The sequence below is a fragment of the Marinobacter sp. L-80 genome, assembly GCF_056859395.1.
Genome location: NZ_JBSXOI010000067.1, coordinates 26,495 through 41,150, shown reverse-complemented (window position 1 = coordinate 41,150; position 14,656 = coordinate 26,495). Strand labels below are relative to the sequence as shown.

Genomic DNA, 14,656 nt, shown 5'->3' with positions numbered 1-14,656 from the left:
GGTTTGATAACCATGACTACGATTACTTCGGCCAAAAAACCCTCCCAGCCGCCGCGCTGGCTGGGCCAGAGATTCAGGTCCCTCGGTGAGTCGCTGACACCCGGCCAGCTCGCCGCCACCGGGCGCCAGATGTTGCTGCCACTGATAGGTATTCTGGTATTCGTCGGTTTCTGGCATCTGGCGGCACCGCAGGTGGATACCTCACTGGGCAGCTTCCCGGGCCCGGCACAGGTCTGGGAACAATCGGGGCAACTCTGGCAGGAGCACGTCAACCAGCGCGAGCGGGCCGACAAGTTCATTGCCATGCAGGAAGAGCGGAACGCCCGGATTCTGGCGGACAACCCCGAGGCTGAGGTCAGGATTCGGAATTACCCCGGTGCCCCCACCTTTCCCGACCAGATCCTGACCAGTCTGGTTACGGTCCTGGCCGGATTCATCGTGGCGACCGCTATCGCCGTGCCCCTGGGCATCGTGGTTGGCCTGAACCGGCACTTTCAGGCGGCGGTCAACCCGCTGATTCAGGTTTTCAAACCGGTGTCACCGCTGGCCTGGTTGCCGCTGGTGACTATGGTGGTCTCAGCAACCTACGTGAGCGACGACCCGATGTTCGAGAAGTCGTTCCTGACCTCCATGATCACGGTCACCCTGTGCAGTCTCTGGCCCACGTTGATCAATACCAGCGTCGGTGTGGCCGCGGTCAATCCGGATCTGCTGAATGTCTCCCGGGTGCTGCGGCTGTCGTTCTGGACCCATGTCCGCAAGGTGGTTTTGCCTTCTTCGGTGCCGATGATCTTCACCGGCCTTCGGGTGTCGCTGGGCATTGCCTGGATGGTGCTGATCGCGGCCGAGATGCTGGCCCAGAGCCCGGGGCTGGGCAAGTTTGTCTGGGACGAGTTCCAGAACGGCAGCAGCCAGTCCCTGAGCAGGATCATGGTGGCGGTTCTGGCTATCGGGTTTATCGGGTTTGTGCTGGATCGGGTGATGCTGTTGATTCAGCGCAGGGCGGCCTGGAACGAATGAGCCCTGGTTTGGAGTATGCCGCACCGGGCAGGGGATGCCTCCCGGGACACGCGGTGAATACATCCCTGTACGCTCCGCAAAAACATCCATGTTTTTGAGGGTCCCGGGAGGCATCCCCTGCCCGGTGCTCCGCATGATTGAGAGGTGACTTCTATGAGTAAAACACATTTGGAACTGACTGGTGTTGAGATGGCGTTTGATACGCCGAAGGGGCCATTTGTGGCCCTGGACAACATTAATCTGAAGATACAGAAGGGCGAGTTTGTTTCCCTGATTGGCCACTCCGGTTGTGGCAAGTCCACCGTCCTGAACATTGTGGCTGGCCTGCTTCAGGCGACCAGGGGCGGCTGTGTGCTGGATGGCCATGAGGTGAATTCGCCGGGGCCGGAGCGTGCGGTGGTGTTTCAGAACCATGCGCTGATGCCCTGGCTGACGGTGTACGAGAATGTCGAGCTGGCAGTGCAGCAGGTTTTTCGAAAATCCATGGGCAAGCAGGAGCGACGCGACTGGATTCATCACAACCTGGAGCTGGTGAATATGGCCCATGCGGCGGACAAGCGGCCGGGTGAGGTCTCCGGTGGTATGGCCCAGCGAGTGGGGATTGCCCGTGCCCTGGCCATGAAACCCAGTGTGCTGCTGATGGACGAGCCGTTTGGCGCACTGGATGCACTGACGCGGGCCCACCTGCAGGACTCACTGATGGAGATTCAGCAGGAGTTGAATAACACCGTTATCATGATCACCCACGATGTGGACGAGGCGGTGTTGCTGTCAGACCGGATCATCATGATGACCAACGGGCCCGAGGCCACCGTGGGCGAGGATCTCTACATTGACCTGCCCCGGCCGCGCAACCGGGTGACTCTGGCCGATAACCCGGAATACGTGCATTACCGGCAGGAGGTCTTGCGCTTCCTGTACGAGAAACAGCGCAAGCTGGAGCACATCTCGCCACGTCGTTCGGGAAAGCCGGAAGCCTCCGAGGGTGAGCAACCGAAGGCCCGGGCCGCCAGGGCGTGATACGTTTCGGTTACTTCAGCACATCCGCCATGGACACCAGGGCCCGGGCTACCTCGGGCAACTTCCGGCCCTGGTCCATGGCCAGTTTCCTTAATACCCGGTGAGCTTCGTCGTTGCTGATCCTGCGATGCTCCATCAGCAGTAGCACGGCTTTTTCCTGGGTTTTGCGGTCTTCCAGAGCCTCCCTGGCACTCTGCAGTTCATCGGTCATCTGTTGCAGGCGCCGGGTCTGCTCCTGGACCAGATCGAAGATGGAGCGGCCAAACTGCTGACCAATACCATCGCTGGCCCAGGACTCACCGGCCTGTTGTTCGTTTCCGGAATCGCACAGCACCAACATGGGTTGAGAAGCCGGTTCCTGGGCATCCAGGGAAGTAATCAGGGTTTCCTGGTGGGCCAGCGAGTTTCTGGCATCGGCAAAACGCTCGGTGCAACGGGCGTGAAAACAGCCCTCCACGGAATCCTCTATCTTTTTGAGCTCATCCATCCGCTCAGACATGAGCCTGAACCATTCATCGGCCAGGGCCGGATCCAGGTCTTTATAACGACCGATGGCAGTGCCCCGCTGGCGAAGTTTTTCAATTTCGGACTCACGGGGGTTTTCGCGCAGTTTTTCCCACAGGTCCAGGGAACCCTCATCGGCAAAGCTGTTAAACACCTCGAAACAGCGTTCCTGCGCCTCAATCAGGTGCGCCATGCGCTCTGACAGTGCACGATCAAACCGGCCACTGGAAAACCCCGCCGAACCGACAGCCCGCTCCTGTCCACAGAATTCTTTGCCGTTCATCAGGTGCACCATGGCCACCAGAAGCCCCGCTATGGTGGGGTCAACCGCGGTATCTGCGGCCTCAAACACCACCGCAATCAGGTTGTGGATCAGGGTACTGTAATCCTCGGTGGCAGAGGCCGCGGTTACTTTCCGGGCCACCACACACCGTCGCAGTTCGGGCAAGCCCTCAAGGCCGTGAAGGGCGCTCGCAAGCTGGTTAAGCAGGCGGCTACTGACAGGATGCGCCGTCAGTTCCTGGTGAATCTCGGCAAGGGCCTGCTCAAACTCCGCACGGAGCCGATCCGACGTCGCAACCAGGTGTTTTCGCTCCTGGGCAAACTTTTCGCCGGAAGAACCAAGAAACACGTTGGACGCACCCCGCTCGCACTGCAGTGCATGTACCAGATTGCTGATGCACTGGACCAGTTTGCCCATCTGCAAGAAGTACTGGAGGTTCATCAACTCGCAGCTTTTCGAGGCAATCAGGTAGTCGCCCGCGGATGGCGATTTATAGGCGGCGGCACGTTTGGTGTTCATAACAGACTCCGGAGGCAGACAGCCTCAAATGCGACAATCACGGTCAGATCAGTCACTCGCGTAACCAACCTCTTGCCAGTGCGCAGCAATTACCGCGCCACCGCATCTGGCCCAAAACCGTGCAATCCGCCCCGTCGCGGGGCAGTTTTCAAGTGTTCGTACTGGTGATAGCAGCCTTATAAAATTTTAACCATCTGATTTTTAAAGGTTCGCAGAACTGGCACGAAGATCGCTTTGCAATTGGTAAGGACGAACGTCCCGGCCAAGGATCAGGCCGGACCATCAGATCATTGTTGTTGGCATTGGCGCCGGACCATCGATTTCCCCTCGGGAATAGATGCTCCGGCTTTTTTTGTTTGGTCGAAAAGTACGGGTTCGAGCGAAATGACAGGAAACACTGAATCGACACTGGTGATCTGCGGGCACGGCATGGTTTCGCAACGCCTGCTGGAAGCTCTCTGCCGTGGGCGAGTCAGACCGTTTACCCGCATCATCGTGTTCAACGGCGAAGCATCCGCTGCCTACAACCGGATACAACTCTCGCTGCTGCTCGCCGGTGAAACAAACGAAGCTTCGCTGGCCTTGCAGCAGGACGAGTGGTTTCGGAACAGCGGTATTGAAGTCTGCAACGGAGAACCGGTAGTCACCATCAATCGGGAAGATCAGACGGTGACCACCGGATCCGGTCGGGTACAGCCCTACACCCATCTGGTGCTGGCCACCGGATCGAGGCCCGCAAAACCGGGGCTACCGGGCGCAGACCTTCCGGGTGTCATGACCTTCCGGGACCTGGAAGACACCAGGACCCTGATTGAGTCTGCTGGCCGCCATCGGCGGGCGGTGGTCGTCGGCGGAGGCTTTCTTGGCCTGGAAGCCGCTGAAGGTCTCCGCCAGCGTGGTATGGCCGTCACCCTGCTGCACCGCAGCGGCCATCTTCTGAACCGTCAGTTGGACAGCATCGGGGGTCAGCTCCTGCAACAGCACATGGAAGAGCGGGGCGTAAATATTCGCACCGGAACGGCTCCCAAAGCCCTGCTCGGGCGTTCCATGGTCCGGGCCGTCCAGCTGGATGACGAAACTCTCGTCAGCACGGATCTGGTGCTGTTCGCCACCGGTATCACGCCTGCTACCGAGCTTGCCCGGACTGCCGGCCTGGAATGCGATCGCGGCATTCTCGTGGACGGGCAGCTACGCACCAGCGACCCGGCAATCTCTGCACTGGGTGAGTGTTGTCAGTCGGGAAACACCACCTTCGGACTGGTGGAGCCCGGGTACCAGCAGGCCGAGGTGCTTGCAGGCGTGCTCAGCGGAAACACTCCAGACGCCGAGTATCGGCCAGTGGATACTCCGACCCGCCTGAAGATCAGCGGCGTTCCGATTTTCTCCTGCGGACAGATCAGCCCCGACGGGGACACCGAATCCGTGGTCTGGCAGGACCACGAACAGAACCACTATTGCCGGCTGCTGATCCGCAATCAGCGCCTGACCGGCGCCGTACTGCTGGGCGACACCCGGGACGGCCCCTGGTACAGCCAGCGCATTCAGCAGCAGGACGATATTTCCCGCTACCGGAACTTCATTGCATTCGGCAAGAACTACTGCGAGGCGGCGGCATGAGCCGCTCCGGAAAGAGGACAGACCCATGAGCAAGAAAACCCTGATAGTCGTCGGCAACGGCATGGTCGGCCATCACTTCCTGGAACAATTCTGCGCCAGCCCGGCCGCTGCCGATTTCGAGATCATCGTGTTCGGCGAGGAAAAACAGCTGGCCTATGACCGGGTTCACCTGTCCGAGTATTTCGGCGGCTCCAGCCATGCCGATCTCGCCATGGGCACGCTGGAGTGGTACACCGAGCAGGGGATTCAACTGCACCTGAACGAACAGGTAACCGGCATCAACCGGGAACATCGCACCCTGGAAACGCCCCGTGGCAGCTACCGGTACGACGAACTGGTGCTGGCCACCGGCTCCTATCCGTTTGTGCCTCCCATCAAGGGCAATGATCGCCCGCACTGCCTGGTTTACCGGACCCTGGATGATCTGGATGCCATTCGTGCCAGCTCAGAAGGTGCCCGCACAGGCGTGGTGGTAGGCGGTGGCCTGCTGGGCCTTGAAGCTGCCAATGCGCTCAAGAGCCTGGGATTGGAAGCCCACGTTGTGGAATTTGCGCCCCGGCTGATGCCGGTTCAGCTTGATACCGATGGCGGCGCCCTGCTGCGCCACAAGATTGAGGAGCTTGGCGTTCAGGTGCACACCGAGAAGGCCACCACAGCGATCACCGAGGGCGAGGATGCCCGTCTGCGCATGAATTTCAGCGACGAATCCTTCCTCGAGACAGACCTGATCGTCTTCTCCGCAGGCATTCGGCCCCAGGACGCCCTGGCCCGGGCCAGCGGCCTGGAGATCGGCGAGCGCGGCGGCATCGTGATCGACAACCACTGCACCACCTCGGACCCACATGTGCACGCCATTGGCGAGTGCGCACTTTGGGAGCAGAAGATTTTCGGCCTGGTGGCCCCCGGCTATACCATGGCCCGCACATTGTCTTCCGCCCTGAACGGCGATCGAGACACTGCTTTCACCGGTGCCGACATGAGCACCAAGCTCAAATTGCTGGGTGTAGACGTGGGTTCCATCGGCGACGCCCATGCCCAGACCCCGGGCGCTCGCAACATCCGCTTTAACGATGAACAGGCCGGCCACTATCGGCGCATGGTGATCAGCGAGGATGGCAAGACCCTGCTGGGCGCCATTCTGGTGGGTGACAACAGCCACTACGACACCCTGCTGCAATACGCCCTCAATGGCATCACCCTGCCGGAGAATCCGGAAACCCTGATCCTGCCGGAGAGCCAGGGCGGCGCGCCGGCCCTGGGCCCGGATGCCCTTCCGGAAACCGCCTCGATCTGCTCCTGCCACAACGTGACCAAGGGCGATATTTGCGGCGCCATTGATGCCGGTTGCTCGGACCTTGGCAGCGTCAAGGCCGAAACCAAGGCCAGCACGGGCTGCGGCGGCTGCACCGCCCTGCTCAAGAACGTGGTGGACAGTGAGCTGGAAAAACGCGGCGTGGAGGTCAGCAAGGATCTGTGCGAGCACTTCCCGTACAGTCGCCAGGAGTTGTTCCACCTGGTGAAGGTGAACGGCATCCGCACCTTCCGCACCCTGATCAGTCAGCACGGCAAGGGCCACGGCTGCGACATCTGCAAACCGGCCGTGGCCTCGATTCTGGCCACCTGCTGGAACGAGCACATCCTGGCCACCGACCACGTGCCGCTTCAGGACACCAACGACACCTTCATGGCCAACATGCAGAAGAACGGCACTTACTCGATTGTGCCGCGCATTCCCGGCGGCGAGATCACCCCGGACAAGTTGATTGTGCTGGGTGAGGTGGCGAAGCAATACGATCTGTACACCAAGATCACCGGTGGCCAGCGCGTGGACCTGTTCGGTGCCACCCTGAGCCAGTTGCCAGAGATCTGGGAAAAACTGATTGCCGCCGGGTTCGAGACCGGCCATGCCTATGGCAAGTCACTGCGTACCGTGAAGTCCTGCGTTGGCAATACCTGGTGTCGCTACGGCGTTCAGGACAGCGTGGGCATGGCGATTCGCCTGGAGGACCGCTACAAAGGCCTGCGGGCGCCCCACAAGGTGAAGATGGCGGTCTCGGGCTGTACCCGGGAATGCGCGGAAGCCCAGAGCAAGGACTTTGGTGTGATTGCCACGGAGAACGGCTGGAACCTGTATGTCTGCGGCAACGGTGGCATGCGGCCCCGCCACGCCGATCTGTTTGCCACGGATCTGTCTGACGAGGAGCTGATCCGGACCATTGACCGGGTGGTGATGTTCTATGTGCGCACGGCCGACCGGCTGCAGCGCACCAGTGTCTGGATGGAAAATCTGGAGGGCGGCCTGGAGTACCTGAAGCAGGTGGTTCTTGAGGACAGTCTGGGGATCGGCGCTGAGCTGGAGGAGCACATGGAGGGGATTGTTGGGACCTACCAGTGCGAGTGGAAGACGGCCGTCGAGGATCCGGAGAAGCGGAAGCGGTTCCGGGAGTTTGTTAATGCGCCTTCGCAGTGCGATCCGGTTCAGGAGTGGACGGTTGAGCGGGGGCAGCGTCGGCCTGTTTTGGAGTCTGCGTAGCCTTTAGGTTCTGGTGAAGAGCAAGGCGCCATGGGGGTGCTTTTCTTCTGGGAAAAACAACTCGCTTCGCTCAGACATCTTTTTCCCGACAGAAAAGCACCCCCATACCACCTCGCTCACCAAGCTTCCGTGGTATCGCTTGTAACGCACAGTTGAAATAAACGCACAAGGAATAGGAGAAACACAATGAAACCACGCACTCGTTGGGAAGCCGTTTGCACCGTAGACGACCTGGTGCCGGAATCTGGCATCGCGGTATGGACCGAAGAAGGTCCGGTGGCGGTGTTTTATCTGCCGCATCGGCTGCCGGCGTTGTTTGCCATCAGCCATACGGACCCGTTCAGCGGCGCCAATGTGCTGGCCCGGGGGATTACCGGGGATCTGAAAGGGGAGCCGGTGGTGGCGTCGCCGTTGTACAAGCAACATTTCAGTCTGCTTACGGGTGTCTGTCTGGAAGACGATACCGTGCGGGTCAAAACCTACCCTGTCCTGCTGGACGGCAACCAGATCCGCTTGGAAGTACGGGCCAACCAGCGAGAATCCATCGCGGCCTAGGCCCTTAACAATGCCGGCGAAAGCCGGCGCGTGGTATGGGAAGTCTTTGTGCAGGGGAAAAGATGTCTGAGCGAAGCGAGTTGCTTTTCCCCGGAAGAAAGACTTCCCATGGCGCGTGACGGCGATACTCCGAGGCTAAACCTCTCTGGAGCGACGCCAACGCTCCCGCCAGCCAAGAACAAAGATGGTCAGTGACGGCAGAAAAGTCACGGTTACGATCGCTGCCCCCAGCAGGCCAAACAGAACGATAGCGCCCACGCCGCGATAGAGCTCGGTGCCTTCGCCGGGCAGGAACACCAGGGGCGAGAGGCCGCAGATGGTGGTCAGGGTGGTCATGGCAATCGGGCGCAGGCGGGTCTGGACGGCGGCGGTGACGGCCTGTACTACGGTAACGCCTTTCTGGCGCAGGTTCTGCCGGGCCTGGTCCACCACCAGGATGGGGTTGTTCACCACGGTTCCCATCAGGATCAGGAAGCCCAGCATGGTAATCATGTCGAAGGGTTGTCGCAGAGGCTGGAGGCCGATCATGGGCAGCAGGCCACCGACCAGGTTCATCAGGGCCAGGCCCACAATGCCACCGGCCACGCCAAGCGGTATTGCGGTCATGATCAGCAGCGGGAATCCCCAGTGCGCGAAGATGGCCACCAGCAGCAGGTAGACAATGGCAATGGCAATGGCAATGGCAATGATGAAATTGCCGGTCAGAGCCTCCCGTGTGGCATTAAGCTGATCGCTGGCGCCGGAAATATCCACGTTCACATTCGCGGGCAATGCGCCGCTGTCCCGCATGAACTGCAACAGTTCCGTGCGTACCCTCTCAACGCCGGCTTCGAGCGGCACATCGTCCGGGGGAATCACGTTCAGAGTCACCGTGCGGCGACCGTCCACCCGGCGGACCGTGCTGGTATCGACGGTTTCCTCGATGGTAGCCAGGCTGGAGAGCGGCAGGGTAGCACCCTGGGGGGTGTGCACCATGACATCCGGCAGGCTGTCCAGTGACGGGTTGCGACCCTCGCTGCCGTAGACGTAGATATCGATCTTTTCGTCGTCCAGGAAGAAATCGTCGACGTAGCTGCCCTCGGTTAGAGAGGCTACGGTGAAGCCAATGCTTTCTGCTCCCAGACCCAGTTCAGCCGCGCGATCCCAGTCGGGCATAATCTGGATCAGCGGTTGCGCCAGGGACAGCGTGGAGGGCTGGCTCTGGATGCGGGGGTTGTCGAAGATCTCCTCGGCCCGCTGGTAAGCGGCATTGGCGGCGCTGTAGACCGACACCAGGTCCGGGCCGGAGATGTCCAGGTTGATGCTGCGGGTGCCGCCGTCGTTGCTGGAAATGATGGAGCCCTTGGCCGCGAAGGCGCGCATGCCCGGGAACTGTTCATAGAACCGGGTGATCTCGTCCATCAGGGCTTCGATGTGCCTTGGATTCAGGGTCTCGGCGATGATCCGGATCCTGGTGGGCGTTACCTGCATGTTGAGATAGGCCATGGGCGGCACGCTGGTTTCGCCCGCGGCGTAGGCCTGGCCGTCCGCGTTCACGTGGGGCAGGAAGTAGTCTTCCACCTGGCGGGCAATGGCTTCCATCTCCTGCAGGTTGTAACCCGGCGGCGCCGACATGGCGGCAAAGGTCTTGGGCTCCTCGCCTTCCGGCAGGTATTCGGCGGGTGGGGTCAGCACAAAAATCACCCACAGGCTGAAGCCGACGGTGGCTGCCATCACCAGAAGCCGGCGCACCGTGCCATTCACCAGCCATCGCACCGCCCCCATGGCGGCCCCGCTCCAGCGACCCGAGGTTTCGTTGCCGTATTCATCGGTGGTCACGCCCCGGCGGCCGAAATCCAGCCGGGCACAGAGGGTGGGTATGATGGTGATTGCCACCAACATGGAGGCGAGAATGGCAGCAGAGATGGCAATGGCCACGTCGGAATACAGCTGGCCCGCCTCTTCCTCGATAAACAGGATCGGCAGGAACACCAGGATGGTTGTGGTGGTGGACGCCAGCACCGCCGGCCAGACTTCACGCACGCCCTTGAGGGCCGATTCGAAACGGTCCAGCCCCAAACGCCGGTGTCGCTCGATGTTCTCAAGCACCACGATGCTGTTGTCCACCGTCATGCCGATGGCAAAGGCGATACCGGCCAGAGAGATCACGTTGATGGTGCGGCCGGTGATCAGCAGCCCGATAAACGCGGCTATGGCACACAGCGGTATGCCCACCACCCCGGCAAACGTGGCCCGGCCGGACCTCAGAAACAGGAACATCACCAGGGTTGCGAAGGCGGCACCGATACCCAGATTGGTCCAGACATTGGCAACCGAGGCTTCCACGTACCGGGCATCGTCTGCGGTCAGGCCCAGGGTCATGCCCGCAGGTTCCAGCACTTCGCGGTTGATGGCGGCGACTTCGTCCATCATGGCGTGCTTGATATCGATAACGTTGGATCCGCTCTCCCGACGCACCTGCAGGCCGATCACCCGCTGGCCATTGACGACGGACAGTTCCCTAATCCGTGAGTGACCCTGCTGCACCTGGGCAACCTCGCCCAGGCGCACCACGCTGTCACCCTGTCGGCGCACCACCAGTTGCTCCAGGGATTCAACATCATCAAAGCGACCCACCGTGCGCAGCAGGTACCGGCGCTTGCCGGAATCAATCTCGCCACCGGAAATGTCCTGGTTGCGGCTGACAATGGCATCACGCAGATCGAGCAAGCTCAGGCCACGCTGGGCCAGGGCGGCTTCGTCCACGATAACCTGCATTTGCCGGTCGGCACCGCCGCCGACGGTCACCTCGGAAACCCCCGGCACGCTCTCCATCCTGGGCCGCACGCGGTCCTCGATAAAATCGCGCATCAGCTCGATGTCCAGCTCACGGGGATTGCCTTCGAGGGTGGCGATGCGAAAATACATGAATGCGTTGGAGGAGAACGACGCCGCAACTATGCGCGGCTCATCGACGTTCCTCGGATAATCCGGCACCTGGCTCAGGGCATTATTGATCTGGATCAGGGTCTCGGTGATATCCACCCCGAACGGAAATTCCAGCTCAATCTCCGCTGCGCCACTGGAGGCGGTGGAGGTCATCCGGCTCAGGTTCGGAACATTGCGCAGGAACCGTTCCTGCTCGATCAGGATGTCTTTCTCGATGTCCTGGGGCGTGGCGCCTGGCCAGCTGGTTTCCACCGTGACCGTCCGCACCTCCAGATCCGGAATCATCTGGACCGGAATCCGCAGTGCTGCAGCAGCCCCAAGGATCGCGACAATCAGGGCAATAACGGTGACCAGAGTGCCGTGGCGGATAATGCCGGCAAACATCAGCGGCTCTCCCGTTCGGCAATGCGAACGCTGATGCCCTCGCTCAGGGACTCGTTGCCACGGACCACCACCTGCTGGTCCGCTTCAAGACCACTAGTGACCTCTACCCGGCCCTCGAAGCCGGTGCCAAGGCGCACCCGCTTTTCGCTCACGGTCCAGGTGTCTTCATCCCCCGGTTCGGCGATCCACACGGTGGTTCGTCCTTCGGGATACCGGTTGATGGCATCGCGGGAAACCGTCAGGCCACGTTCACCGGTAGTGACCCGCAGTACCGCCTGTACCGACATCCCCGGGAGCAGCTTCACGGATTCGGGCTTGATGGCGCGGAGGAGAAAGGTTCTGGACTGGGGATCGTTGACCGGTACCAGAACATCGATGGTGGCGCTGCTCAGTGCCTGGTCATCCTGCACCAGCAGCCGGCTGTTGTCGTCGATGCGTTTGTAGAAGGACTGGGGTACCTGGAAATCCAGACGAAGGTTGTCGGTATCCACCAGAGTCAGCAGCTGGTCACCGGGGGTAACCCATTCCCCGAGATCCCGGGAGCGCTGGCTGACCACACCGTCGAAGGGCGCGGTCACGCGGTGGCGCCCGGCCCGGACTTCCACCTGGCGGCGGGCGGCTTCCAGGCGAGCCAGGGTCGCTTCGCTGGCGGCCACTTCACTTTCCCGTGCACTGACTTCGGTGGCCGCGATATTGCGGCCTGCGCCGACGGATCTGGCCTCACGCAGGCGACGCCGGGCTTCCTCCAGGCGACTGCGGGCCTCTTCTGCCTCGGCTCTTGCCGCGGCCAACTCCCAGGTAACCAATTCGTCATCCAGCTCGACCAACACATCGCCCCGGTCAACACGATCACCGGTTTCCACCCGAACCTCGTCCAGCAGGCCCGCAACCGCCGCCGACATGCCAGATACCCGAAGGGCATTCACCGTACCATTCAGGGTCACTTCCTGAACGATATCTTCTGAAGAGACGGTTTCCAGCTGAACACCAGGCAGGTCCTGGGCAGCGGTGAGCACCGGAAACAGGCTGCACAAAAACAGAACAACACCCTGCAGGCTCTTCATGGGGGTAGCCACGTCCTTTTCTCCAAGATTCATTTCGATGGATGCAATTACTAACCTTAGTTCATGGCTTACGAAGAAAAACCCCGTCCAGACCTTGGCCCGCGTTTGACCTGGCCGGTGCGGAGAATGCGAACCGTGGTCAATCACGTTGCCAGCTATCTGCGCTACTATTGTCACAACACCGACAACAAGGACGCCCTGTGAAACCTCTTAGCCCTACGGATCAGCTTTTTCTCTGGCTGGAAAAGCGGCAGCAGCCCATGCACGTGGGCGGTCTTCAGCTGTTCTCTTTTCCCGACGACGCACCGGATGATTACGTCGCACAGCTGGCCGACCGGCTCAGGCAGTACACGAAGGTGACTCCGCCGTTTAATCAGCGTCTGGATTACCGTTTCGGCCAGCCGGTCTGGGTGGAAGACGAGCACCTGGACCTGGAACACCACTTCCGCTTCGAGGCACTGCCGACACCCGGGCGGGTCAGGGAACTCTTGTCGTTTGTCTCGGCGGAACATTCCCACCTGATGGACCGGGAACGTCCGCTGTGGGAGTTTCATCTGATTGAAGGCCTGGGGGAACGGCAGTTTGCGGTGTATATCAAGGTGCACCATGCCCTGGTGGATGGTGTATCCGCAATGCGGATGGTCACCCAGATGCTCTGCCAGGACACCGGCGAGCGGGACATGCCGCCGATCTGGGCCATGCCACCACGCCCGGAGCGTGAGAAGGATGATGGCGGCCCCTCGCTATGGCGAAGCATTGGCCACCTGCTGGGTGAATCCGGGAAGCAACTGGGTACCGTGCCCACCGTCGCCCGGGAACTGCTGCGAACCATCAATAACGCCCGCAAAGACCCCGCGTACTCCTCCATATTCCACGCGCCCCGCAGCATTCTTAACCAGAAGATCACCGGCTCCCGACGCTTCGCCGCACAGTCCTATGACCTCAGCCGGATAAAGGCAGTGTGTAAAATCTACGGAACCACGGTGAATGATGTGGTGATGGCCATGTGCGCCACCGCGCTGCGCAGCTACCTGATGAACCAGGACGCCCTGCCGGAAAAGCCGCTGATCGCCATGGTGCCGGTGTCCCTGCGCAAGGATGACAGCTCCGGCGGCAACCAGGTCGGCGTTATCCTCGCCTCACTGCACACCGATGTCACCAGCCCGGTGACACGACTGATGCAGATCCATGAGGACGTGAAAGCCGCCAAGGACCGCTACGCCGACATGTCTGCGGAAGAAATCATCAACTACACCGCCCTGACCCTGGCGCCGGCGGCGTTCAATCTGCTCACCGGCATGGCACCGAAATGGCAGACCTTGAACGTGGTGATTTCCAACGTTCCCGGCCCGCGAGAGACTTGCTACTGGAACGGCGCCACGATGGACGGCATGTACCCGGTCTCCATCGCCATGGATCGCCTGGCCCTGAACATGACCCTGACCAGCTACGGCGACCAGGTGGAATTCGGCCTTATCGGCTGCCGCCGCACGCTACCCAGCCTGCAGCGGATGCTCGACTATCTGGAAGAGGCCCTGGTCGAACTGGAAACCGCCGCCGGCCTTTAGGCAAAACCGATCAACCGAACCGGCGTTCTTCGTTCCGGATGGAAATCTGGTTGTTCAGGGTCCAGAAGTCATACAGCACGCCGATCAGGAACAGGCCGCCGGTAAACAGGTAGATGATGCCGGTAATCCACTTGCCCATGTACATCCGATGAATCCCGAACACCCCCAGGAAGGTCAGCAGGATCCAGCTTATGTTGTAGCTGACCTCACCTTCCCGGAACCGAAGATCCGCCTCCCGGTCCATGGCCGGGATCAGGAACAGGTCGATGATCCAGCCGATGAACAGCAGCCCCAGGGTAAAGAACCAGATGGTGCCGGTAACGGGTTTGCCGTAGTAAAACCGGTGTGAGCCCAGGAATCCGAAGATCCAGAGCAGGTAGCCGATCAGTTTGCTGTGGGTGTCTGGGCGTTCTGTCATATCCGTTCTCATCCTTCTGGATTCGTAGCCGATTTACACTATAGACCCAGCCTGCATGTGCTGGGGGCTGGCCGGGGGGAAGGAATATTTTCCCTCGGGAAAAACAACTCGCTTCGCTCAGACATCTTTTTCCTGTCGGGAAAATATTCCTTCCCCCCGTCCGTCGAACCATTGTGGCATAGGATTAGAAAAACAAATTAAGAACGAGCAATAACTCTTCTGACGGCATTCTCAGCTGTCAGC

At 60.6% G+C, this 14,656-nt stretch carries 10 protein-coding genes; 6 read left to right on the top strand and 4 right to left on the bottom strand.

The features are described from left to right. Positions 1-12: 12 nt before the first annotated feature. Positions 13-1,020 (top strand): ABC transporter permease, encoded by a 1,008-nt coding sequence (locus AC13E3_RS11090; RefSeq protein WP_286803757.1) that lies wholly within the window; start codon positions 13-15, stop codon positions 1,018-1,020. A gap of 153 nt (positions 1,021-1,173) precedes the next feature. Then, positions 1,174-2,040 (top strand): ABC transporter ATP-binding protein, encoded by an 867-nt coding sequence (locus AC13E3_RS11085; protein ID WP_339621696.1) that lies wholly within the window; start codon positions 1,174-1,176, stop codon positions 2,038-2,040. A gap of 10 nt (positions 2,041-2,050) precedes the next feature. On the opposite strand, the gene AC13E3_RS11080 is transcribed toward AC13E3_RS11085, so the two are convergent. Then, positions 2,051-3,346, bottom strand: coding sequence for a nitrate- and nitrite sensing domain-containing protein (locus AC13E3_RS11080; protein ID WP_286803759.1), 1,296 nt, complete (start codon positions 3,344-3,346; stop codon positions 2,051-2,053). Positions 3,347-3,730: 384 nt separating this feature from the next. On the opposite strand from AC13E3_RS11080, the gene AC13E3_RS11075 reads away from it, so the two are divergent. The 3 genes from AC13E3_RS11075 (at position 3,731) to nirD (ending at position 8,051) form a co-directional block, all read left to right on the top strand. Then, positions 3,731-4,963, top strand: coding sequence for an NAD(P)/FAD-dependent oxidoreductase (locus AC13E3_RS11075; protein WP_273084165.1), 1,233 nt, complete (start codon positions 3,731-3,733; stop codon positions 4,961-4,963). A 25-nt stretch (positions 4,964-4,988) separates the two neighbouring features. Further along, on the top strand, positions 4,989-7,496 hold the full coding sequence (nirB, locus tag AC13E3_RS11070; protein ID WP_339621702.1) for a nitrite reductase large subunit NirB: 2,508 nt from the start codon (positions 4,989-4,991) through the stop codon (positions 7,494-7,496). A 186-nt stretch (positions 7,497-7,682) separates the two neighbouring features. Then, positions 7,683-8,051: a nitrite reductase small subunit NirD gene (gene nirD / locus AC13E3_RS11065; RefSeq protein WP_008176927.1), complete on the top strand. Its 369-nt coding sequence runs from the start codon at positions 7,683-7,685 to the stop codon at positions 8,049-8,051. A gap of 135 nt (positions 8,052-8,186) precedes the next feature. On the opposite strand, the gene AC13E3_RS11060 is transcribed toward nirD, so the two are convergent. Both AC13E3_RS11060 and AC13E3_RS11055 read right to left on the bottom strand, forming a co-directional pair. Beyond that, positions 8,187-11,363: an efflux RND transporter permease subunit gene (locus AC13E3_RS11060; protein WP_482902051.1), complete on the bottom strand. Its 3,177-nt coding sequence runs from the start codon at positions 11,361-11,363 to the stop codon at positions 8,187-8,189. Then, positions 11,363-12,427 (bottom strand): efflux RND transporter periplasmic adaptor subunit, encoded by a 1,065-nt coding sequence (locus AC13E3_RS11055; protein WP_053113564.1) that lies wholly within the window; start codon positions 12,425-12,427, stop codon positions 11,363-11,365. The genes AC13E3_RS11060 and AC13E3_RS11055 overlap by 1 nt, the downstream gene beginning before the upstream one ends. 200 nt (positions 12,428-12,627) lie before the next feature. On the opposite strand from AC13E3_RS11055, the gene AC13E3_RS11050 reads away from it, so the two are divergent. Next, entirely contained in the window at positions 12,628-13,995 is a 1,368-nt protein-coding gene (locus AC13E3_RS11050; RefSeq protein ID WP_053113562.1) for a WS/DGAT/MGAT family O-acyltransferase, read from the top strand. Between the two features lie 10 nt (positions 13,996-14,005). Here the strand turns inward: AC13E3_RS11050 and AC13E3_RS11045 are convergent, their stop codons facing one another. Further along, entirely contained in the window at positions 14,006-14,413 is a 408-nt protein-coding gene (locus tag AC13E3_RS11045; protein WP_176443079.1) for an NINE protein, read from the bottom strand. Between the last annotated feature and the right edge of the window lie 243 nt (positions 14,414-14,656).

What these genes read in the sequence shown, in the direction of transcription:
- AC13E3_RS11060 (WP_482902051.1), bottom strand. Translation starts at nt 11,363, where the DNA reads ATGTTTGCCGGCATTATCCGCCACGGCACTCTGGTCACCGTTATTGCC.
- AC13E3_RS11055 (WP_053113564.1), bottom strand. Translation starts at nt 12,427, where the DNA reads ATGAAGAGCCTGCAGGGTGTTGTTCTGTTTTTGTGCAGCCTGTTTCCG.
- AC13E3_RS11080 (WP_286803759.1), bottom strand. Translation starts at nt 3,346, where the DNA reads ATGAACACCAAACGTGCCGCCGCCTATAAATCGCCATCCGCGGGCGAC.
- AC13E3_RS11085 (WP_339621696.1), top strand. Translation starts at nt 1,174, where the DNA reads ATGAGTAAAACACATTTGGAACTGACTGGTGTTGAGATGGCGTTTGAT.
- AC13E3_RS11075 (WP_273084165.1), top strand. Translation starts at nt 3,731, where the DNA reads ATGACAGGAAACACTGAATCGACACTGGTGATCTGCGGGCACGGCATG.
- nirB (WP_339621702.1), top strand. Translation starts at nt 4,989, where the DNA reads ATGAGCAAGAAAACCCTGATAGTCGTCGGCAACGGCATGGTCGGCCAT.
- AC13E3_RS11045 (WP_176443079.1), bottom strand. Translation starts at nt 14,413, where the DNA reads ATGACAGAACGCCCAGACACCCACAGCAAACTGATCGGCTACCTGCTC.
- nirD (WP_008176927.1), top strand. Translation starts at nt 7,683, where the DNA reads ATGAAACCACGCACTCGTTGGGAAGCCGTTTGCACCGTAGACGACCTG.
- AC13E3_RS11090 (WP_286803757.1), top strand. Translation starts at nt 13, where the DNA reads ATGACTACGATTACTTCGGCCAAAAAACCCTCCCAGCCGCCGCGCTGG.